This is a genomic window from Tardiphaga sp. P9-11, assembly GCF_008329525.1.
GTDB lineage: Bacteria > Pseudomonadota > Alphaproteobacteria > Rhizobiales > Xanthobacteraceae > Tardiphaga.
In genome coordinates this window covers 389,314-409,271 of record NZ_NPKQ01000004.1, presented here as the reverse complement: position 1 = coordinate 409,271, position 19,958 = coordinate 389,314, and the positions used below count along the sequence as shown (strand labels likewise).

22 protein-coding genes are annotated in these 19,958 nt (G+C 61.8%); 11 read left to right on the top strand and 11 right to left on the bottom strand.

Annotation, left to right across the window (positions count from 1 at the left end; translation table 11 throughout):
* Positions 1-122 precede the first annotated feature (122 nt).
* Complete coding sequence (locus tag CIW50_RS17330; protein WP_149532443.1) at positions 123-1,331, bottom strand: efflux RND transporter periplasmic adaptor subunit; 1,209 nt, start codon at positions 1,329-1,331, stop codon at positions 123-125.
* A 197-nt stretch (positions 1,332-1,528) separates the two neighbouring features.
* Here CIW50_RS17330 and CIW50_RS17325 point away from each other — a divergent pair, with 197 nt between their 5' ends.
* The 4 genes from CIW50_RS17325 to fabG all read left to right on the top strand — a co-directional run bounded on the left by CIW50_RS17325 (position 1,529) and on the right by fabG (position 5,493).
* Entirely contained in the window at positions 1,529-2,116 is a 588-nt protein-coding gene (locus CIW50_RS17325) for a TetR/AcrR family transcriptional regulator (RefSeq protein WP_149532442.1), read from the top strand.
* Positions 2,117-2,300: 184 nt separating this feature from the next.
* Positions 2,301-3,476, top strand: coding sequence for an MFS transporter (locus tag CIW50_RS17320; protein WP_283808847.1), 1,176 nt, complete (start codon positions 2,301-2,303; stop codon positions 3,474-3,476).
* 106 nt (positions 3,477-3,582) lie between these two features.
* On the top strand, positions 3,583-4,800 hold the full coding sequence (locus tag CIW50_RS17315; RefSeq protein ID WP_172980359.1) for a multidrug effflux MFS transporter: 1,218 nt from the start codon (positions 3,583-3,585) through the stop codon (positions 4,798-4,800).
* A gap of 12 nt (positions 4,801-4,812) precedes the next feature.
* Positions 4,813-5,493 (top strand): 3-oxoacyl-ACP reductase FabG, encoded by a 681-nt coding sequence (fabG, locus tag CIW50_RS17310; protein WP_149532440.1) that lies wholly within the window; start codon positions 4,813-4,815, stop codon positions 5,491-5,493.
* A gap of 110 nt (positions 5,494-5,603) precedes the next feature.
* Here fabG and CIW50_RS17305 read toward each other — a convergent pair whose 3' ends face one another.
* Together CIW50_RS17305 and CIW50_RS17300 are read right to left on the bottom strand one after the other, a co-directional pair.
* A complete protein-coding gene (locus CIW50_RS17305; protein ID WP_149532439.1) occupies positions 5,604-7,709 on the bottom strand; it encodes a DEAD/DEAH box helicase in 2,106 nt (701 codons plus the stop codon).
* Positions 7,710-7,972: 263 nt separating this feature from the next.
* On the bottom strand, positions 7,973-8,452 hold the full coding sequence (locus CIW50_RS17300; protein WP_246664307.1) for an MgtC/SapB family protein: 480 nt from the start codon (positions 8,450-8,452) through the stop codon (positions 7,973-7,975).
* 129 nt (positions 8,453-8,581) lie between these two features.
* On the opposite strand from CIW50_RS17300, the gene CIW50_RS17295 reads away from it, so the two are divergent.
* Together CIW50_RS17295 and CIW50_RS17290 are read left to right on the top strand one after the other, a co-directional pair.
* Positions 8,582-9,265, top strand: a complete 684-nt coding sequence (locus tag CIW50_RS17295; protein WP_149532438.1) for a DUF2161 domain-containing phosphodiesterase — start codon at positions 8,582-8,584, stop codon at positions 9,263-9,265.
* Positions 9,266-9,391: 126 nt separating this feature from the next.
* Complete coding sequence (locus tag CIW50_RS17290; protein WP_149532437.1) at positions 9,392-9,697, top strand: hypothetical protein; 306 nt, start codon at positions 9,392-9,394, stop codon at positions 9,695-9,697.
* Between the two features lie 113 nt (positions 9,698-9,810).
* Here the strand turns inward: CIW50_RS17290 and CIW50_RS17285 are convergent, their stop codons facing one another.
* Both CIW50_RS17285 and CIW50_RS17280 read right to left on the bottom strand, forming a co-directional pair.
* Positions 9,811-10,443: a GNAT family N-acetyltransferase gene (locus CIW50_RS17285; protein WP_149532436.1), complete on the bottom strand. Its 633-nt coding sequence runs from the start codon at positions 10,441-10,443 to the stop codon at positions 9,811-9,813.
* Positions 10,444-10,615: 172 nt separating this feature from the next.
* Positions 10,616-11,014, bottom strand: coding sequence for a PaaI family thioesterase (locus CIW50_RS17280; protein ID WP_149532435.1), 399 nt, complete (start codon positions 11,012-11,014; stop codon positions 10,616-10,618).
* 113 nt (positions 11,015-11,127) lie between these two features.
* Between CIW50_RS17280 and CIW50_RS17275 the strand changes: the two genes are divergently transcribed.
* Positions 11,128-11,910 carry a cobalamin-binding protein gene (locus CIW50_RS17275; RefSeq protein WP_149532434.1) on the top strand — a complete coding sequence of 261 codons (783 nt, stop codon included), beginning with the start codon at positions 11,128-11,130 and terminating at the stop codon, positions 11,908-11,910.
* A 42-nt stretch (positions 11,911-11,952) separates the two neighbouring features.
* On the opposite strand, the gene CIW50_RS17270 is transcribed toward CIW50_RS17275, so the two are convergent.
* Positions 11,953-12,705 carry a pyridoxamine 5'-phosphate oxidase family protein gene (locus tag CIW50_RS17270; RefSeq protein ID WP_246664306.1) on the bottom strand — a complete coding sequence of 251 codons (753 nt, stop codon included), beginning with the start codon at positions 12,703-12,705 and terminating at the stop codon, positions 11,953-11,955.
* 73 nt (positions 12,706-12,778) lie between these two features.
* Here CIW50_RS17270 and pdxR point away from each other — a divergent pair, with 73 nt between their 5' ends.
* The 3 genes from pdxR to CIW50_RS17260 all read left to right on the top strand — a co-directional run bounded on the left by pdxR (position 12,779) and on the right by CIW50_RS17260 (position 14,808).
* On the top strand, positions 12,779-14,278 hold the full coding sequence (gene pdxR, locus CIW50_RS17265; RefSeq protein ID WP_149532432.1) for a MocR-like pyridoxine biosynthesis transcription factor PdxR: 1,500 nt from the start codon (positions 12,779-12,781) through the stop codon (positions 14,276-14,278).
* Positions 14,279-14,396: 118 nt separating this feature from the next.
* Positions 14,397-14,549 (top strand): hypothetical protein, encoded by a 153-nt coding sequence (locus CIW50_RS29090; RefSeq protein ID WP_165826841.1) that lies wholly within the window; start codon positions 14,397-14,399, stop codon positions 14,547-14,549.
* 13 nt (positions 14,550-14,562) lie between these two features.
* Positions 14,563-14,808: a DUF6719 family protein gene (locus CIW50_RS17260; protein ID WP_149532431.1), complete on the top strand. Its 246-nt coding sequence runs from the start codon at positions 14,563-14,565 to the stop codon at positions 14,806-14,808.
* Positions 14,809-14,838: 30 nt separating this feature from the next.
* On the opposite strand, the gene CIW50_RS17255 is transcribed toward CIW50_RS17260, so the two are convergent.
* The 5 genes from CIW50_RS17255 to CIW50_RS17235 all read right to left on the bottom strand — a co-directional run bounded on the left by CIW50_RS17255 (position 14,839) and on the right by CIW50_RS17235 (position 17,990).
* Positions 14,839-15,669 (bottom strand): SDR family NAD(P)-dependent oxidoreductase, encoded by an 831-nt coding sequence (locus tag CIW50_RS17255; protein ID WP_149532430.1) that lies wholly within the window; start codon positions 15,667-15,669, stop codon positions 14,839-14,841.
* A 5-nt stretch (positions 15,670-15,674) separates the two neighbouring features.
* Positions 15,675-16,124 carry a nuclear transport factor 2 family protein gene (locus CIW50_RS17250; RefSeq protein ID WP_149532429.1) on the bottom strand — a complete coding sequence of 150 codons (450 nt, stop codon included), beginning with the start codon at positions 16,122-16,124 and terminating at the stop codon, positions 15,675-15,677.
* A 177-nt stretch (positions 16,125-16,301) separates the two neighbouring features.
* Complete coding sequence (locus CIW50_RS17245) at positions 16,302-16,688, bottom strand: hypothetical protein (protein ID WP_149532428.1); 387 nt, start codon at positions 16,686-16,688, stop codon at positions 16,302-16,304.
* Positions 16,689-16,735: 47 nt separating this feature from the next.
* Positions 16,736-16,897: a hypothetical protein gene (locus tag CIW50_RS29085; protein WP_172980358.1), complete on the bottom strand. Its 162-nt coding sequence runs from the start codon at positions 16,895-16,897 to the stop codon at positions 16,736-16,738.
* 598 nt (positions 16,898-17,495) lie between these two features.
* Positions 17,496-17,990, bottom strand: a complete 495-nt coding sequence (locus CIW50_RS17235; protein ID WP_246664331.1) for a CreA family protein — start codon at positions 17,988-17,990, stop codon at positions 17,496-17,498.
* A gap of 346 nt (positions 17,991-18,336) precedes the next feature.
* Here CIW50_RS17235 and CIW50_RS17230 point away from each other — a divergent pair, with 346 nt between their 5' ends.
* The gene (locus tag CIW50_RS17230; RefSeq protein ID WP_246664330.1) at positions 18,337-19,881 is read left to right on the top strand and encodes a L,D-transpeptidase; all 1,545 of its coding nucleotides are present in this window, start codon (positions 18,337-18,339) and stop codon (positions 19,879-19,881) included.
* The last annotated feature ends 77 nt before the right edge of the window (positions 19,882-19,958 follow it).

The following is a 19,958-nucleotide window of genomic DNA, read 5'->3' as shown; positions in this document are numbered from 1 at the left end:
CTATTCCGTGATGATCCAGACCTGCAGGGTGCAACAGCCCCGCGCGGCCGATCGCTCGACCTCGATGACGTGCTGTGTATTGGGAAGTGCGCCCTGCCCGCCTGCGGACAGGGCGGTCGTTATCAGTTCTGCGCGACGGCCTTGATCGAGGCGAGAGACGCGGCGTTCATCGCCACCATCTCCGGCTTGATGGTCACACCCGGCCGCACGCGCTGCAGTCCGTTGACGACGATCCGCTCACCGGCTTTCAGGCCATTGAGGATCACGCGCATGCCATCGACGGAGGGCCCCAGGATCACTTCGCGATATTGCGCCTTGTCCTTGGCATCGACCACCATAACGAACTTCTTGTTCTGGTCGGTGCCGACTGCCCGCTCACTGATCAGCAGCGTCTGCTCTGCCTTCGGCTGGCCCATCGAGAGCCGCGCGAACTGGCCCGGCATCAACCGGCCATCGGCATTGTCGAACATCGCGCGCACCCGCACCGTGCCGCTGCGTGGATCGACCTGATTATCGATGAACTGCATGCGGCCCTTCACCGGTGCGCTGTCGGTGACGGTGGTCATGTGAACCGGGATGCGGTCGATATCGCCCGGCGTCTTCTCGTCTGCCAGCGTCTTCAACGCGCGCGACACCACCTGTTCGTCAGCATTGAAGCTTGCATAGATCGGATTGACCGAGACCAGCGTCGTCAGCAGCGGCGCGGACGGGCCAGCGGAAATCAGGTTGCCGACGGTAATCTCCACCTTGCCGACACGACCCGCAACCGGCGCACGCACTTCGGTGTAGCTGAGATTGAGCTCGGCGGTCTTGAGCGCGGCTTCTGCAGCCTTGAGGTTGGCTTCGGCCTCACGATACGCATTGATACGATTGTCGAGGTCGCGCTGGGTGATGCTGGAGCTGGTCAGTTGCTGACCGCGGTCGAAATCGGCCTTGGTGAGGATCAGGCGCGCCCGCGACGCGGACACCTGTCCCTGGGCACGATCGACGTCGGCGGCGTACAGCGCCGGATCGATCAGCACCAGAAGGTCGTCCTTCTTGACCAGCGCGCCTTCGCGAAAGTGGATCTCCTGGACGGCGCCAGCAACGCGGGAGCGGATCTCGACGCGCTCGATGGCCTCGAGGCGGCCCGAAAACTCGTCCGAAGGCGCCGTGGCCTTGGCTTCGACCAGCGCAACCGACGCCTGAACGTCGGCCGGAACAACCGCGCCGGACTCAGCTTGAGCTGCCACGCTGGACAAATTCATCAGCGCGGCACCGCCACCAACGGCGACCGCGACCAGCGCGATTCCGGCGCCTAGGGCGACCCTGCGAGGGAGATTAGTTGCCATTGTGAACCCCATTTAATCTGTAAGGCCTTGTAAAGCCCTGTCATTTCAGTAGCTAAAGGTGCATTCCGCGTCTGGCCGGTCCCGTCGGACATCTCGCTGCAACGCACACATTCGTAACGTCCGGTATAGATGGACTATCGACATCCACTGTCAAGGGACTTATCTACTGAACGGTAGAAAACTTTGGAGAGCCCGCCGTGGCACTGGGACGTCCTCGTGAATTCGATACCGACACAGCCCTCGACCTCGCGCTGCATGTGTTCTGGCGCAAGGGTTACGAAGGCGCGTCGATGACCGACCTCACCGAAGCCATGGGCATCACCAAGCCCAGTCTCTATGCGGCGTTTGGCAACAAGGAAGACCTGTTTCGCAAGGCGCTGGATCGCTACGTCGATGGCCCCGGAGGCTATTTCCGCACCGGCCTGGAGAAGGCCACGGCCCGCGAAGCGGTCGAGCATATCCTCTACGAATCCGTCGAGGCGGTGACCGATCCCAGGAATCCCGGATGTCTCGCGGTCCAGGGCGCGCTCTGCTGCGGTGATGCCGCGGAGACGATCAAGCAGGAACTGATGGCGCGCCGCTCGAAGAGTGAGGACGATCTGCGCCTTCGCTTCACACGCGCGGTCGCCGATGGCGATCTGCCAGCCGATGCGGATGCCGGCGACCTCGCACGCTACGTGTCGGCCATCCTGCAGGGCATGGCCGTACAGGCCGCAGGCGGCGCACCGCGCGAGCAATTGCGAAAACTCGCCGACATGGCCATGCGCAGCTGGCCTCCGGTCTAAGCCATCCGCCTGCATCTCACGCCGAGATCGCACAGTCCGCTGGCAGCCATTCCGTCGAAACGCCTCTCAGTTTGATGACCGAGGGGCGCAATGCTGCCTCCCCCGCCAAGCGGTCGCCAAATCGCTGAGGTCGTGGCAATTCTCCCGATATTGCATCGCAATATTTCTGTTCGGGAGAATATCCATCCGACTTTCGCTTCCTATTCTCGCACTGGCCGCGGCCTCGTTCGGCATTGGCACGACCGAATTCGTCATCATGGGTCTGCTGCCCGACGTCGCGCGCAGCCTGTCGGTGACCATTCCGCAGGCCGGCTATCTCGTCTCGGGTTATGCCATGGGCGTCGTGATCGGCGCGCCGACCGTGGCAATGGCGACCGCCGGAATGCCACGCAAAACTGCCCTGCTCGCGCTGATGGCACTGTTCACGATCGGCAATATCGGTTGCGCCCTCGCGCCGGATTACTGGTTGTTGATGGTCGCGCGCATCGTCACCGCCTTCGCCCATGGCGCATTCTTCGGGATCGGTGCGGTGGTCGCAAGCAATCTGGTGCCGCGTGAACAGCGTACACAGGCGATCTCATTGATGTTCGCCGGCCTGACGCTGGCCAATGTGCTCGGCGTTCCCTTCGGCACAGCTTTAGGACAGGCCGCCGGATGGCGCGCCGCGTTCTGGGCTGTGGTTGCGATCGGCTTCATCGCGTTCCTCGCAATCACGCGTTTCGTGCCATCAGGCATGCCGGGCACACGCGGCGGACTGGCGAAAGAGTTTCGTGCGCTCGGCCGCTGGCCGGTATTGCTGCCGATGCTGATCTCGACCATCGCGTCGGTCAGCATGTTCAGCCTGTTCACCTACATCACGCCGCTGCTCGAAGAAGTCACCGGCCTCACACCGCACGGCGTCACCGGCGCGCTGCTCGCGATCGGCGTCGGTCTCACCATCGGCAATCTGATCGGCGGCCGACTTGCCGACCGCAACCTGCTCTCGACTATCATCGGTGCATTCATCTGTCTCGTCATTGTGCTCGGCGCACTTGCGCTTGTGGTGCACATGGCGCTCCCGACGCTTGTGCTGCTGATCCTGTGGGGCGGTATCGCCTTCGCGTTGGTCTCGCCGCTGCAGATCTGGGTGGTCGATGCGGCCACGGATGCGCCGAACCTGGCCTCGACCCTGAACCAGGGCGCATTCAATCTCGGCAATGCCACCGGCGCATGGATCGGCGGCGTGGCACTGAACGCCGGCATGCATTATGGGCAACTGCCGCTGCTCGCGGCACTCGTCGCCACGGTCGGGCTTGGGCTGACGCTCAGCAGTTTCATTGACCCCAGGATTTTGCCGGCGCAGATCAGTCCGGCAGAATAGAGCATGATCCCGAAAACTGGATGCCGGTTTTCGGATAAGCTCATGCTCCGGTAGAGACAAACGCCGCGACCGCATCAGTATTTTTCGCATTTTCAAGGAAGCGATTTTGGCCCTCCGGCGCGACAGTTTCGCCTTCACCGCCTTTCTGGGCACATTGACCGCACTGCCACCTTTGTCCATCGACATGGGATTGCCCGGCCTTCCCGCGATCGAGGCGAGCTTCGCTGACGCCGCCGGGCGCGGACCGCTGACGCTCAGCCTGTTCCTGGCGGGCTTTGCGATCTCGCCGCTGATCTGCGGCCCCCTCGCAGACCGCTTCGGTCGCCGCGCAACCTTGCTGGACGGACTGCTGCTGTTCTCGATCGCAGCGGGTGCCTGCGCGCTCGCGCCATCCTTCACCGTACTACTTGCCTTTCGATTGCTGCAGGGTCTCGCCGCAGGCGCCTGCGCCATCCTGCCCTTCGCCATCGTCCGCGACCTGTTCGAACACGGCACGGCGCGCCACAAGCTGTCGCAGATCGCCGCCGTACTCGGCATCGCGCCGATGATCGCGCCTGTGCTGGGCGGCTGGGTCATGACCGTTAGCGACTGGCGCACGATCTATGCCGCACAAGCCGCCGTCGGCCTGATCCTGCTGATCGTCGGCGGCTTCACTCTCGACGAGTCCCAGCCGGTCGAGAAACGCCGCTCGCTCAATCCCGCGCAACTGATCGAAAGCTATCGCATGGTGCTGTCCGATCGCATCTTCGTCGGCTTCTCCCTGCTCTACGCCTTCGCCTTTGCCTGCATGTTCGCCTTCATCTCCGGCGCGCCGTCGGTATTGATCGGCAGCCTCGGCCTCTCCACCACGATGTTCGCGCTGCTGTTCGGGTTGACCTCCTGCGGCGTGTTGGTTGCCTCGCTGATCAGCGGGAGCCTGAGCCGCCGCCATGTGGCCTCACGCAAGATCATCATGGCCGGTCTGCTGCTGATGATCGCCAGCGCCGTTGCAGCGGTCGCTTTGGTGCCTGCGGGCGCAGTCACGACGACATCCCTGATGCCGCTAATGGCGCTCACGATCTTTTCCTTCGGCTTGCTCGCACCGAGTACCAACCATGAAGCCTTGCAGAACCTGCCGCATGTGGCAGGTGCGGCAGCCGGCGTGATGCGATGTATGCAGATGGTCATGGGTGCCTTCGCCAGCGCCATGATCGCAGTGTTCGAACCGTTCGGGCATCCGGCGCTGGTCATGACCGGCCTGATGGCCGGCATGGCGCTTGTCGCCGGCGCTATCTATCTGTGGCTATTACCCAGAGCCAATTCCGGGCAGGATCATCGCGCGTAAGAGGAGTTCCCCATGAACGGAAAAATCGTCGTCATCACCGGAGCGTCCGGCGCGCTGGGTCAGGTCGTGCTCGAACGCGCCGTTGCAAGCGGTGCGACCATTGCCGCAATCGACCATTCCGCCAAGACGCCAGCATCTACGCCGGATCGTTTGCAGATCGGCGGCGTCGACCTCTCCGATGCCGCGCAAGCAGACACCGCCATCGCTGCGGTGGTCAAACAATTTGGCAAGATCGATGTGCTGATAAACATAGCCGGCGCGTTCACCTTCGAGAATATCGCCGAGGGCAACAACAAGAGCTGGGAGACGATGCACCGGCTCAATCTGCTCACGGCTCTCAATGCATCTCGCGCGGCGATGCCGCATCTGAGCGCGTCGAAGGCGGGAAGGATCATCAATATCGGAGCCATGGGCGCGCTGCAGGCCGGCGCCGGCATGGGCCCCTACGCCGCCTCGAAGGCTGGCGTGCATCGGCTGACGGAAACACTCGCTGCCGAGCTGAAGGGCAAGGTCACGGTCAATGCCGTGCTGCCCTCGACCATCGATACGCCGGCGAACCGGCGCGACATGGCCGCTGCGGATTTCTCGAAATGGGTCACGCCGGACGAACTTGCCAGCGTGATCCTGTTTTTGGCCAGCGACGCCGCCAGCGCGGTGACTGGTGCATTGCTGCCGGTGAGCGGGCGCGTCTGAATTCTGTTGCAGACACCGTCATGCCCGGCCGAACGCGCGAAACGAGCTTCGCGCATTCGGCCGGGCATGACGAGTTTTAGTTGCTATCGATGTAGTCGAAAGCCTGAAACCTAGCCGGCGTTGCCCCAGGTCTTTTTCTTCTTGCCGAAAGCCGGCTTAGCCGCCGGCACGCCGCCATCGCGCTTGGCCTTGGCGACGTAGGGCGGTTTGTCCGCGCGTGGTTTCTTTTCGAACTTCGGCTTGCCTTCGTAACGCGTGTCTTCGCTGCGCGGCTTTGCATAAGCCGGCTTGTCGGCGCGCACCGGATCGTATTTCGGCTTGCCGTCGAACTTGGGCTTGCCTTCATACTTCGGCTTGTCGTCGAAACGCGGTTTGCCCTCGTAGCGCGGCTTGTCGCCCTGATAAGGCTTGTCGCTCTTCGGCTTGTCCTTCCAGGACTTCTCCTTATAGGCACCCTTGTCCTTGAAGTCTGGACGGTCGCCATCGGATCTGAAGCTGGGCTTGCGCGGGCGCTTGTTGGAATAGTCACGATCTTCCGGCGCCGTGCGGCTCGATGCGACCGCGCCTTCCGGACCATTAGCCAGCGGCTCGATGTGGATATTGTCTTCCTTGTCCGGACGCTTGATCATGGTAGCGAACTTCTCGGCCGCGGCTGCCGAAATCTCGAACTCGGAATTGCCGTCATAGATCTTGATCGCGCCGATATCGGCCTTCTCGATGCCGCCGCGACGGCAGATCATCGGCAGCAGCCAGCGCGCTTCGGCATTCTTCTGCCGGCCGATGGCGACGCGGAACCACTTGGCGCCCTCGCCCATCGGTTCGCTCTTCTTCGGGGTCTTGCGGACCGGCGCACCGTCTTCGCCACGGTTCCGGCTTCCAGCGCGATCCTCGCGGCCGCGGAACGTGCCGGGATCCTGCACGTCTTCAGGCGACGGCAGACGCGAACGATACAGCCGCGCCAGCGCCGCTGCGATCTCTTCGGCCGAACGCTCGGCGAGCATCGCGCGCGCCAGCGTCAGATCGTCCTCGGTGGACTCTTCAGTGAACAGCGTGTCCTGCAGCATGCGCTGCTGATCGAGCACGCGGATTTCCTCGACGGTCGGCGCCGATCCCCAGACCGCATCGGTGCCGGCAAGATTGAGCAACATCTCGGCACGGCGGCGGCGCGACGGTGGCACCAAGAGAACGCTGACGCCCTTGCGGCCGGCGCGGCCGGTACGGCCCGAGCGATGCTGCATCACTTCCGGATCGTTCGGCAGATCGGAGTGAATGACGAGACCGAGATTGGGCAAATCGATGCCGCGTGCGGCCACGTCGGTAGCGACGCAGACCCGTGCGCGCCCGTCGCGCAGCGCCTGCAGCGCGTGAGTTCGCTCGTTCTGCGACAGTTCGCCCGACAGAGCGACGACCGAGAAGCCGCGCTCCAGCAGGACGGTCTGCAGGTGGTTCACTGCGTTGCGCGTGTTGCAGAACACGATGCTGCTCGGCGATTCAAAATAGCGCAGCACGTTGACAACGGCGTGTTCGACGTCGTTCGGCGAAATGCGGATCGCGCGATATTCGATGTCGGAGTGGCCACCTTCGGTGCCAGCGACTTCGACGCGGAACGCCTGCTGCTGATACTGCTTGGCCAGATTGGCGATGCCGCGCGGCAGCGTTGCCGAGAACAGCAACGTGCGGCGGGTTGCCGGCGTGGTCTTGAGAATGAACTCCATGTCCTCACGAAAGCCCATGTCGAGCATTTCGTCGGCTTCATCGAGCACCACGGCCTTCAATTCGGAAACGTCGAGACGATTGCGACGCAGATGATCGCACAGACGGCCGGGCGTACCGACAACGATGTGAGCACCTGCGGCCAGCTCGCGCTGTTCCTTGCGCGGATCCATACCGCCCACGCAAGAGACGACGCGCGCGCCGGCATATTGATAGAGCCAGGTCAGTTCGCCGTGCACCTGCAGCGCAAGCTCACGCGTCGGCGCGACGATCAGCGCCAGCGGCGATCCCGCCTTCGGCAGCTTCTCTGCGCCTTCGAGCAGATTGTCGGCGATCGCCAGACCGTAAGCGACGGTCTTGCCGGAGCCGGTCTGCGCCGAGACGAGAAGATCGCGGCCGACAGCATCGTCAGCGAGGACGGCGGCCTGGACGGGGGTGGATTCATTGTAGTTACGCTCAGCCAACGCGCGGGCGAGCGACGGACCAGTCGAAAGAAATGACACAGATGTAAACCTTGCTTGCAGCGAACCGCGTCGCGGTCGGACTCATTGGGATCCACGGGATCAATACTTGGACCAAACGGAAACGAATCTGCCGCCCTTCAGTTGGCGGTCACGTCGGGTCCAGGAGTCCGGTGCGTATCGGGATCGGCCGAGCTTTACGCTGCTTCGCAGCAAAAGGCCAATCATTGCTGCCATGTGCCGGCGAAATCGGGCGAATCGAGGTTAACCCTCACAGAATTGCGCCGGCACCGGTATTTTATCGCTCATATTTCGCTGCGAGGCTTCGTCATGCCCTCTTCTGATTTTGGCCCTTCCTGCTTGAAGGGCACCAGGAGCCAAAGCGTCAGGAAGGTGAACAGCGAAATGACAACTGCCACGTCGTAGGCGCCGAGGCCAACGGCGGCGCCGGTCGCGCCTGTGGCCCATAAACTCGCAGCCGTGGCGGTACCGCGCACCGAGCCGTTGTCCTTCAGAATCGCGCCGCCGCCGATAAAGCCCATACCGGTCATCAGGCCTTCGATGATGCGCGCCGTGCCTTCGGGATGAGCACTCAGAATACCTTCGGTGGCCTGAACGATGCCGCAGGTGGCGAGCGCCACCAGCGGAAATGTCCGCAGCCCCGCGCTGCGCTCGGCACGCTCGCGATTCCAGCCGATCGGCAGTGCCAGAACATAGGCGATCGACATGGCAATCAGATGCGGCAACAGACGAAAGCTGTCCGACATTTCCAGAAGGGTCTTCACGTGATGGCTCCGATCGCACAAGGATGAGGCGCCTCGGGTGTTGCCACGCGCCAACCCGGATAAACTCCAACGGTGAGTCGCGGTTGCAGCGACGCATCGCCTCATGGACCTCGACTCGGACATTCGATTTTGGAAACCTCGCTCTATCTGCCGGTGAAACGCTTTCTCGAAGGCCTTGGCTTTAGCGTCAAAGGCGAGATATCGGGCTGCGATCTGGTAGCGCTGAATGGCGACGATCCGCCAATCGTGGTGATCGGCGAACTCAAGCTCAGCTTCAATCTCGAACTAATCCTGCAGGCCGTCGATCGCGCCAGCGCTAGCGATGAAGTCTGGGTCGCGGCCAAGCTTTCGATCAAGGGCAAGGGCCGAGAGAGCGATGCGCGCTACCGCAACCTGTGCCGCAGACTCGGTTTCGGCATGCTGGGAGTTACCGAAGCCGGCGGCGTCGAGGTTCTCGTCGCACCTGCCACCATCGCACCACGACGCAATCCGAAGAAGCGCTCACGCCTCATCACTGAACACAAGAAGCGTCAGGGCGATCCTGCGCTCGGCGGCAGCACCCGCGCGCCGATCATGACGGCCTATCGCCAACAGGCGCTGGCCTGCGCTGCGATGCTTGTCGTCGGTCCGCGCAAGGTGCGCGAGCTCACGCCTGATTATCCGGATGCGCAGAAGATCCTGCATCGTAACGTCTATGGCTGGTTCGAAAGTCCAGCACGCGGCACCTATGCACTCACCGATGCCGGTCACGCGGCGCTGAAACGCTGGCCGCAACCCCAGCGGGATACCGCCCCGCCATCTACTTTGTCATAAAGCTACCGACCAAACTCTTTCTAATTTTCCGGGAACAAGTTTGCATGGCTGCTTTGTCGCGGCAGTTCCATATTGCAATGCAACAACCACTCCCTTAGGTATCGCAAATCAACACTGAGGCGAGCGATGAGCGAAGACTGGAACACGAAATATGGAACGCGCCGTGTGCGACGCGATCCCCCGACCCTGGAAGAAGCCATCTTCGCCGCGATGGGCATCACCGAGGACCTCGATCAGCAGGCGGAAATCGCCGCATCGCTGATGGGTATGCCGTTCGACGCCGTGCAGGCTGAAGTGAAGAAGGCCAATCGCTCGACCGTGACCGGCACGCTGCGCGTGACCCGCGTCATCGCAGGCGAGCAAGGCGCTCAGCGTTCGGTGGTCGTGGAGCGTCGCGTGACGCGCAAATTCGGCAACGACAAGCGCATCTGAGCGCCGGGCGCCCTGCCCGCAAGCAACAAAAAGGCCTCGTTCATCACGAGGCCTTTTTCTTTGCTTACTATGGTTCGTTGCTCAGGATGACTTCCTGTTCAAGACTTACCTGTTCAAGACTTGCCCCAGCCGGCGAGCTTCAGCCACAGACCCCAATAGGCCCGGTTATAATCGGCCACCGCGCGCGCCACATCGAGCGCCGAGGTCTTCTTCGGCTCGGCCACGAGTCCTGCCCCCATGGGATCGCGCAGGTCTATGATGCCCGTGGATTCGCCATGGCGGAACGACAGGTGCGCACCGAACTTGTTGGCCAGCGCACGCATCGCATCGTTCTGCGCGCCGGTGGTAATGCGCAGCTTCGCATAGCCCATCGATCGCGCCTTCGCGATCAGCTTGGTGAACAGGATGCTGCCGACGCCCTTGCGGCGCACGATCGATTCAACACTGAAGGCAATCTCGGGCAGAGAGTCCGTCGACAGATCAGCCTGATGCAGTTCAGCGGCGCCGCGCACGATGCCGTCCTCGAAGTAAACAAGAATGACGGTGCCGGTATTGACGGATTTCTCGGCGTAACGCGCGACCCATTCGTCGTCGAGCGAACCGTTGAAACGATCGCGGCGGCTTTCGCGGTCCAGTCTCAAGAGATGATCGCGGAATAGCGGCAGCTCGCGGGCTGCAAGGACACGCACGTGACCGCGGGCGGGAGCCCGAGTCGAAATGGCGATGGTGGTAGCTGCGTCTAACATGGTCAAAATCCTCAAGTTGCCCTCGAGGAAAGCGTCGATTCCCTAGACACCCTATATTGTGCAACGCACCATGAAATACAAGGGCGTTGATGCCGCACCTGCCAGCGCCCACCGCAGGTAAGCCATGCAATTATCCCAGGATTAACAAAATCTTAAGGTGCGTCGCGCCGCCTTACAGCACCAGTTGGGTCTGCGTCACGATGCCCACCAGTTTGCCCTCATCGGTCTCGATTCGGGTTTGCCACACCTGCGTTCTGCGTCCCCGATGAACCGGTGTTGCGATCGCGCGCACGGTGCTTCCTGCTTTCGCCCCGCCTGTGAAATTGGTCTTGCTCTCGATGGTCGTCGTTCCTTTGGCGCCCTCCGGCAGATTGATGACCGTCGCCGCCGCACCAACCGCATCGGCGAGCGCCATCACCGCGCCGCCGTGGATCGTATGGCCGAGCGTGCACAGGTCCTCGCGCACCAGCATCGTGGCAACGACGCGCTCCAGGTCGGCGTCGGTAAAGGTCACGCCCATCGAGACGGAAAACGGCATTGCGAGGCTGTGGATCTTGTCGAGTGGCGTCATGCTGGCATTATCTCCCTGCAGTCTGTCTCGCCCATCGTCATGCGGACTTGATGAAATTTCACGACACAACACCATGCCGTGACAAGCCTTTTGTTAACAGGCATATCGGCATCATGCGCCACTTCCCGCCACGCCGGATCGTCTGCCTTACGGAAGAGACCGTGGAGACGCTGTATCTGCTCGGCGAGCAGGATCGCATCGTCGGCGTTTCCGGCTACGCGGTGCGGCCGCCGCAGGTGCGCCGCGAGAAGCCGCGGGTGTCGGCATTCATCTCGGCTGACGTGCCGAAGATCCTCACACTCGATCCTGACCTGGTGCTGTGCTTCTCCGATCTGCAGGCTGAAATCGCCGCAGACCTGACGCGCGCCGGCATCGCCGTCCACGTGTTCAACCAGCGCGACATCGCCGGCATTCTGGCGATGATCCGCACGCTCGGTGCGATGGTCGGTGCCAGCGAGCGCGCAAATCAACTCGCAACGCAGTTTGAGCTGCGACTTTCCAGCGTCAAAGCTGCGGCAGACTTGCGGCAGACAAAGCCGCGCGTCTATTTCGAGGAATGGGACGATCCGCTGATTGCCGGAATTGGCTGGGTCTCCGAACTGATCGAGATCGCCGGCGGCGAAGACGCATTTCCGCAGATGCGTTTTCAGAAAGCGGCGAAGGATCGCGTCGTCTTACCAGCCGACGTGATTGCAGCAGCTCCCGATGCGATCCTCGCCTCGTGGTGCGGCAAGAAGGTTGTGCCCGATAAAATCCGGCAGCGACCGGGCTGGAACAAGATTCCCGCAATCCGCGACAACCGTATCGTCGAAATCAAATCGCCGCTGATCCTGCAACCGGGACCAGCGGCATTGACGGACGGACTGGACGCGATCGTCGCGGCGCTGTGGCCATAATCGGCACGAGCACCGACGCCGTCATCCTGAGATGCTCGCCCCTTACCCCTCCGGGTATTGCAGAAAATAGGTGTCTGTCAGTGCATCTTCGAGCAGCCGGCCCTCCGAATAAGCTTGCAAGGACGCCGGCCGTTCGACACCGGGCAACAGCCGCGGACATGGTTCTGGCGCACCGATCACCGTCTTCACCGGAATGCGCTCGGCATAAATCGGCAGCTCGTAATCCTCGTCGTCATCGGCGACGCCCTTGGCGCGGATTTTGGCCGAGGCTTCCTCGATCTCCATGGCGATGAACGACGTTGCCTTCATCTCCTGCGCCGTGGTCTCGCGCAGACTGGCGGTACGATCCGGAAAGAACCGGTCGACCATCGCAATGCCCGCCCGTTCCTTCTCATCCGGATCGGTGACCAGATAGGCGTTTCCGAACGCCATCACCGCCCGGTAGTCCGCCGAATGATTGAAGCCGCAGCGCGCCAGCACGAGGCTGTCGAGAAAAGCGACTGTGAGACAGACGCGTTGCTGCGCAGTCTGGTTCTTCAGCATACGGCTGGCACTGCTACCGTGCCAGTACAGCTTGGTACCTTCGCGCCAGAAGAATGTCGGCGTGCAGTAGGGCTGGCCGTCGATGACGTAGGAGACGTGGCACATCATCGACGCGTCCAGAATTTTATGAACGGTCTCGTGGTCATAGAAGCCGCGATCGTGGCGTCGCTTCACCCGGTTGCGCGACGTGAGCGGGTAAGACGGCGTGTCGGTGCTCGTCGATTCAGTGGTCTTCGATTCGGCTGTGCTCACGGCAATTCCCTGTCGATTGGAAGCGTTCGACATTGTTGTATCGCTGCATTTGGTCTGCGATAGTGCCAATTCCATGCGAAAAATTCCGACCAATTCAGCGAAGCCAATTCCGAAACCCGAGCTTCCGCTCGATCTCACTGGCGCGCATATCACTGAAGGCGCATCATCGCAGGACCGGCTCTATCAGGCGCTGTGCCACGCCATCACTGGCGGAGTTGCCAAGCCCGGTGCAGCGCTGCCCCCATCGCGCATTCTCGCAAAGCAAACCGGCTTCCAGCGCAACGCTGTCACCGACGCCTATGAGCGGTTGATCGCCGACGGCCTTGCCGTTGCGCGGGTCGGCTCCGGCACCTTCGTCGCTGCACGGATCCCGACGCGGGTCGACAGCAAGCCGACCAAGGCAATCGCCATTGATGCACCTCAACGCGGCACGCTCGCCCTCGGCTGCACTCATATCGACGAACAGGCACTGCGCCGTTTCCGCGCTTTCGCCGGCCGCCGCCTGCGCGCTTTCGGTAGCGAGCATCTGCATTACGGCGATCCGCGCGGCAGCTTCGAGCTGCGCACCGCCATCGCCAATCATCTTCTGTCGGCGCGCGGACTGCGCTGCGATCCCGATCAGATCATGCTAACATCGGGCACGCAGCACGGGCTGCGCATCGCGCTATCAGCCATTCTCAAGCCGGGCGAACAGATCTGGTGCGAAGACCCCGGTTACCCTGCCGCCCGAAAATCGATCGAACATTGCGGCGCGCGGCCGGTGGCGGTACCGGTCGATGACTTCGGCCTGATCGTCGCCAAAGGCCGCACGGCCGCGCCGAACGCGCGTGCGGCCTATGTGACCCCATCGCATCAGTTTCCATTGGGCGTGCAGATGGCGATGCCACGTCGGCTCGAACTGCTCGATTGGGCACGCGAAGCAAATGCCTTTGTGTTCGAAGACGATTACGACAGCGAGTTTCGCTATGACGGCGCGCCGCTGCTGTCGCTGGCCGGCATCGATCATTTGCAGCGCGTGATCTATATGGGCACCTTCGCAAAGACGCTGTTTCCCGGCCTGCGCATAGGCTACTGCGCCCTGCCCGAGCGTCTGATCGGTCCGGTCACGACGGCGCGCGCGGCGATGGATCGCTTTCCCGGTACACTGATGGAAGGCGCAGTCGCGGATATGCTGAATTCAGGTGCCTTCGCAGCCAACCTGCGCAAGATGCGCGGCGTCTATCGCGAGGCGCGCGATGCGCTGGCCGCGACGTTGACGCAGGCTTCGGACGGCCGGCTGTCAGTACCCGTGCCGTCGCAGGGCCTGCATCTGGTCGCGAAATTTGCGCCAACAACGCCGCTTGAGGTAGCTGCCAAAGCCAAGGCCGCTGCCGGCGTCGAAGGCTGGCTCCTGGCCGACACTTATCTGCGCGCTCGCCCAGCCCCGGGATTTGTGCTCGGCTTCGCCGGCCATCCCATTCGTGAGCTTGTCACATCGGCGGAAAGACTGGCGAAAGCCACAGCGGCGAGTTTGCGCGCGGACCGCAAGCCTGCGGCAAAGACGCGTGGAACCCACACAGGGTCTAGAACTTGAGGCTGGCTGGCACTCAATGCCGGCAACCGCTGCGCTTCTAGAATCGGATGCACATCCCTACAATCAAGGCAGACAGAATGCCCGGCAGGCAGATCTGCCCCCAACGGAGACCCGCTTGATGTCCGGCAATCGCAACGTGCTCTATCTGATTATCGGCGCGCTGATCGTCGGCATTGGCGTGCTCGGCTACAATCTCTACCAGACCAAGAAGGAACCGAGCGGGCTGCAGATCAATGTCGGTCCCGACGGCCTCAAGATCCAGAACAAGTAACAAAGGTCGCACGATGCGTTCGGCACTCTGGCTATCAGGAATTCTGGCTTCGCTTGCGCTGACAACGCCGGCGCTGGCGATCGATCAGGTCAGTCGCGAACAGGACATTGTCGGTCTCCGCCTCGGCCAGCGCATTCAGGTCGATGACGGCTCTTGCCCGACCGGCCAGATCAAGGAAGTTTCCGGCACGACACTGAGCACGTCTGGTGTCACACGAGTTCGGAAATGCGTTCCCCGCGCAGGCACCAAGACGCGGTAGTCCAAGATATGCGAGTCCAAAACATTCTCATCAGTGCCGCAGCGGCTCGCTTGGCGGCACCGGTGAACCGGTCTGGCCCACACTCGCACCGCCATCGATCGCCAGCGTGATCCCTGTGATCCAGCGCGCCTCGTCGCTGGCAAGAAACAGAACACCATACCCGATATCCCAGCCGGTCCCTTCGGTGCCCAGTAGTGTGCCAGCTGCGCGCGCCTTGCGCATCTCATCGCTCATGCCACGCGACGCCACCATCGGTGTATAGACCGTGCCGGGAGCGATGCAGTTGACGCGAATGCCATCGCGGCCGTGATGTGCCGCCATCGCTCTGGTGAGACCGATCACCGCCGATTTCGACGTCGGATACAGCAGGCTCGGATGGCCACCGCGCAGGCCGGCGATCGACGTCAGATTGATGATCGAGCCGCCGCCGGACTTGATCATTTCCGGAATGGCATATTTCGCCATCAGCATCATCGAGGCGACGTTAACCCGCATGGCACTGTCCCAGGCGAGATCATCGACCTCGATGGCATCGCCGCGCGGCCCGGTGAGGCCGACATTGTTGACGAGGATGTCCAGCCGTCCGAAGCCTTCGACGGTGCGTTCGACGATCGCTTCGCACGACGCGCGGTCGCTGACATCGCCATCATAGATCTGCGTGACGCCGCCCTCCGCAGCGATCAAACGCGCCGTTTCCTCGGCGGCGTCTACGTCGGTATCGACCAGCGCGACACGCGCGCCGTGCCGCGCAAGCAGCACCGCTGCGGCGCGTCCGTTGCCGATACCGTCTCCGCGGGACCCCGCGCCGGTAATGATGGCAACCTTGCCTTCCAATCGATCGTCACGCTGGGGCCGGGCCATGTCCATCAGAACATGCCGTTGCTGTTGGCGGACTTTTCCGGGATCGGTTGAACGGCATCCCAATGCTCGACGATCTTGCCGTTCTCCAGCTTGAAGATGTCGATGATGGCGTTGCCTCGCGTGCCCTTCTCGCGCACGGCGTGGACATGCAGGATCACATAGTCGCCGTCGGCGAACACCTGCTTGATCTCGCTATGCGAGTCCGGGAATTTCTCCCGCAGGAAACCGATGAAGCCTTTGAAGCCCTCGATGCCGTCAGCCGCATTGGGATTATGCTGAACATAGCGCGGACCGAAATATCTGGATGCCGCCTCGAAGTCTTTTTGATTGAGGCCCTTTTCGTAGAATTCGACGACAACCTTCTTGTTAGTTTCCTGGGTGCTGGTGTCTGCGGCCAGTGCCGCGCCGGTCAGAAATATTGATACACAAGAAAAACAGATCAGAACAAATCGCATAAAAATCCCTCGGTTCCCGCCGGCCCAATTTATAGCGAATCCCCCTCACCCAACGATGGTGAGGCAAAACGCTATCATCGGCCGTAACGGGATGACGAGAGGGAAAGATAGAAATCCGCGATCATTTTGGCGCGACGGGACGGCGCAAAAAGATCTCGCGAGCATTAACTAACCGGTTCAATCCAGCGGCGCCGGATCATACATGCATTGCAGGGTCGGCTTGGCGATCTGCGTGAAGGTCGCGCTGATCATCGACTGCTTCGATGCCGGAATCCAATCTTTCTCGATGGTTGGCACGCCGCGCTCGCTGATGCCGCGCAGCAGCGCCTCGCGCAAATCAGTGTCTTCCACCGTTGCCACGGCGTGGTCGTGCAGGCAGCCGCAAACTTCTTCCGGATGCGCCCAGCGCCCAACCATATGCGGCGAACACAGACGGACGAACTCACCACGCTGGTCCGGTAGTTTTCGCCACGACCAGATCTGCGCCTGCGCCGCACTTCCCGTAACGGAGCCTGCAAGGCTGGCGGCAACAGCGATAACGGTCAGAAGACGTGGTCGAGTCATTTCAAAACTTTTCTTGTTGTTTCTCAGGTGTCCATCCGCGATCGAAATCAGCGTGCGTAGGCCACAGCCATCGGCGCAGCTGCACTGATCACGGGCGAACCGGTAAAGGCGAAGGTGCCGATACCCGGCAAGTTGCCATCGGTGGAACCGGCCATCGACGGGCCTGCCAGGAAGAAGACGAAAGCGAGGATGAAGCTGATGGTGCGCATCTGACGTCTCCGGGTTGGCAGCGCTGTCCGCCATGTCGTTGGCAAATGGATAGCCAATGGCGGTTTCGGCACGTCTGCGGCCCAAGAGGAAAATGGTTTCGTCCCCTGCTGAATTATTTCGTGACGCCCATGCCGACGACACAATCCGGGCGGCAAATCTGCAAACGCCTTGGAAAGGATGTCTTGAAAGTTCGTCTGGCTGTCGCACGCCTTTAACAAAATTGAACTGAAACGGAGCTAAAGCGACTTCAGGAGAGCGTATGCAACCTTTTCAGGCGACTGCGCGTTTCTGTTCACCTCGAAGAGAAGGAATGCAGTCGTGGGAACTGGCAACAACGACGTTGGCAAGGATACCCCGATCAGCGCATCCGGACGGCCACTCATCTCCACGGTCCGCCCGCGCGCAACATGCCAGGGCGCCATGTCGCAGCAAGGCTACGGCTCGCACGGCAACGAATGCTATCCGCAGAAGCTTGTGCAGCTCGTGGGCCACCGCGACCCGCAGTCCCGACAGTCCTGGGACCGTCTTCGTACGAAGCGCACAATGACTCACCCGGTCGAATAGCGGCAGCCTATCGATCCTGATCGACTGATGCCGCTATTTGATGAAGTCGCCGCATTTCTCGATGGCATCCGCCTGCCCCCAAGGCATGATCGGAACCGATGACGTCGAGTTCTTCGGCGAACCTTCGATGATCCTGTCCGAGTACACCATATAGACCAGCACGTTTCGCTTGGCGTCGCAGCCGCGGACGATCTGCATCTTCTTGAAGAAGAGCGACCGGCGCTGCCGGAACATGTCCTCACCTTGATCGCTCTTGGCCTTGAACTTGATCGGGCCGATCTGCCGACAGGCCAGCGATATGTCCGAGACCTCCTCGGCCAGACCAAGCCATCCCTTGAAGCCGCCCTTTTCAGGCACCGTGAAGTGACAGGCGACACCCTCGACCTCGGGATCGTCGACGCCGTACGTCGCCAGCTTGTCGTTGGGACTGATCCATTTGAACACGGTGGAGCGCCGGAAGATCAGATCCGGCTCATCCGCAGCCTGGGCCGGGATAGAAGCGAACACTGCCAGTGCCGAAAGCGCCATAACGCTGCGCCGCAGCGCCTTGGTCAGCGCGCCAGATCCATTAAACGTCATGCAACTCTCCGTGAGCGATTTGAAATATGTAGGCATTCCAACCGGATTCGGAAGCCGCGATCGGCTGCCGTTAATTCAATGTGAGGCTTTTTTGCTACCCTAGTCCCGACTCAGCGGTAGCCAGATCAGTCGTGCTGGTGAACCCATCTCGCGTCTGCGAGACTAATGTTTTCAGATGGATTCGAGGATACCGGGCGTGGGTGCATTTCAGTTGTCGCGTGAACCGGCGGACAAGAGCCGTTTTCTGAGCAGCACGATTTTCTCCAGCAGTTTCTTGCGAATCGCGCTCGTCGCCATGGCCGGTTTGGCCGCGGCGACACCTGCCAGTGCTGCAGTGTTCTGGACCGACGAAAACCCGATGATCATGCGGGAGATCGAACCGCCGGCGCCGCAGCCGCAGCAGCGCCAGAAAAAGCTGAAGCGCCTTGGCGCCAAACTCGAGAAACAGGTCAAGGAACACGCCAAGCCGGTCGGGCCGCTGGTGATCAACATCTCGATCGAGCGGCAAACGCTGCGGGTGTTTGATGCCAATGGCCTGTTCGCGGAAACGCCGGTCTCGACGGGCATGCGTGGCCATTCGACACCGATGGGCGTGTTCAGCATCATCCAGAAGAACAAATGGCATAAATCAAACATCTATAGCGGCGCGCCGATGCCTTACATGCAGCGGATCACCTGGTCGGGCATCGCTCTGCATGCTGGCGCATTGCCGGGCTATCCAGCCTCCCATGGCTGCATCCGCATGCCGATGGCCTTTGCCACCAGGATCTGGGGATGGACCCGCATGGGAGCCCGCGTGATCATCACTCCCGGCGAAATCTCGCCCGCGGAATTTTCGCACCCCCTCCTCGCTGCTCAGAAGCCAGCGCCGGTTCCGGTCGCCGCGGCAGCGCCTCAGGATGTCCAAGCGACACCGAAGGCCGACAAGGTCTCTGCGGATGCCAAGCCCGAGAATCTCGGCCTGAAGACGTCGGCCACCGAGCGCGCCAAGATCCAGGACAAGACCCAGACCGCCGACGCCAGCAACGCGATGACGCCGCCAGCGCCAAAGACCGTAATGTCTGACGCTGCCCCCGCAAAGATCGAGAGCGCCATCAAAACGGCGGAGCCCGAAATCATGACGCGCCGCGATCTCGACGCCGCGATTGCCAAAGTCGTCGAATTGCCGACACCCGAGGTCAAATCGGTTGAGACCGTCGCGGAAGCACCAGCCAAGATTGAGGTTGCCAAGACGGAAGCACCGAAGTCTGAAGTTGCAAAGGCAGACGTCTTAAAGCCTGGCGCGACACCGATCACTGCCCCCATGCTCGACACCAAAAAGGACGAAACGCGCCCCGCCGATTCAGCCAAGGCCGAGATGCCTGCGGCGCCTGCTGCCGATGCGACGCCGAAGCGTATCGGCCAGATCGCCGTGCTGGTCAGCGGCAAGGACGGCAAGCTCTATGTGCGACAGAATTTCGCGCCGCTGTTCGAGACGCCGATCGCTATCAAGCCCAGCGATCGCCCGCTCGGCACTCACATCTTTACCGCCCGCACCGACAAGGATGACGCCAAGGCGTTTCACTGGACCGCCGTGTCGTTGCCTGCCGTCCCGCGTCGCGCCGACGAGGACGACAATGTCTCGCGCCGCCGCAAATCCACCGGTGCGGTTGAAGTGAAAACCCGGCCGCTGCCAAACAGCGCCGCCGAAGCGCTCGACCGCCTGAGCATTCCGGCGGATGCCATGGCCCAGATCACCGACGCGCTCGCGAGTGGCGGCTCCATCGTGGTCTCCGATCAGGGCATCGCTGCCGGCGGCGAAACCGGTCAGGGCACAGAATTCGTGGTGCCACTACGCTAACCTCGTTAGCCCAGGCCTTGTAACAGCTTGTTGAGTGCGTCATCCGAGAGATGACGCTACTCTGCAGGCGCAACAGG

Bases quoted from the DNA above. Each gene is read 5' to 3' on its own strand.
- CIW50_RS17330 (WP_149532443.1), bottom strand. From the start codon at position 1,331: ATGGCAACTAATCTCCCTCGCAGGGTCGCCCTAGGCGCCGGAATCGCG.
- fabG (WP_149532440.1), top strand. From the start codon at position 4,813: ATGAACGGAAAAATCGTCGTCATCACCGGAGCGTCCGGCGCGCTGGGT.
- CIW50_RS17290 (WP_149532437.1), top strand. From the start codon at position 9,392: ATGAGCGAAGACTGGAACACGAAATATGGAACGCGCCGTGTGCGACGC.
- CIW50_RS17285 (WP_149532436.1), bottom strand. From the start codon at position 10,443: ATGTTAGACGCAGCTACCACCATCGCCATTTCGACTCGGGCTCCCGCC.
- CIW50_RS17280 (WP_149532435.1), bottom strand. From the start codon at position 11,014: ATGACGCCACTCGACAAGATCCACAGCCTCGCAATGCCGTTTTCCGTC.
- CIW50_RS17275 (WP_149532434.1), top strand. From the start codon at position 11,128: ATGCGCCACTTCCCGCCACGCCGGATCGTCTGCCTTACGGAAGAGACC.
- pdxR (WP_149532432.1), top strand. From the start codon at position 12,779: ATGCGAAAAATTCCGACCAATTCAGCGAAGCCAATTCCGAAACCCGAG.
- CIW50_RS29090 (WP_165826841.1), top strand. From the start codon at position 14,397: ATGTCCGGCAATCGCAACGTGCTCTATCTGATTATCGGCGCGCTGATC.
- CIW50_RS17260 (WP_149532431.1), top strand. From the start codon at position 14,563: ATGCGTTCGGCACTCTGGCTATCAGGAATTCTGGCTTCGCTTGCGCTG.
- CIW50_RS17255 (WP_149532430.1), bottom strand. From the start codon at position 15,669: ATGGCCCGGCCCCAGCGTGACGATCGATTGGAAGGCAAGGTTGCCATC.
- CIW50_RS17250 (WP_149532429.1), bottom strand. From the start codon at position 16,124: ATGCGATTTGTTCTGATCTGTTTTTCTTGTGTATCAATATTTCTGACC.
- CIW50_RS17245 (WP_149532428.1), bottom strand. From the start codon at position 16,688: ATGACTCGACCACGTCTTCTGACCGTTATCGCTGTTGCCGCCAGCCTT.
- CIW50_RS29085 (WP_172980358.1), bottom strand. From the start codon at position 16,897: ATGCGCACCATCAGCTTCATCCTCGCTTTCGTCTTCTTCCTGGCAGGC.
- CIW50_RS17235 (WP_246664331.1), bottom strand. From the start codon at position 17,990: ATGGCGCTTTCGGCACTGGCAGTGTTCGCTTCTATCCCGGCCCAGGCT.
- CIW50_RS17230 (WP_246664330.1), top strand. From the start codon at position 18,337: ATGGCCGGTTTGGCCGCGGCGACACCTGCCAGTGCTGCAGTGTTCTGG.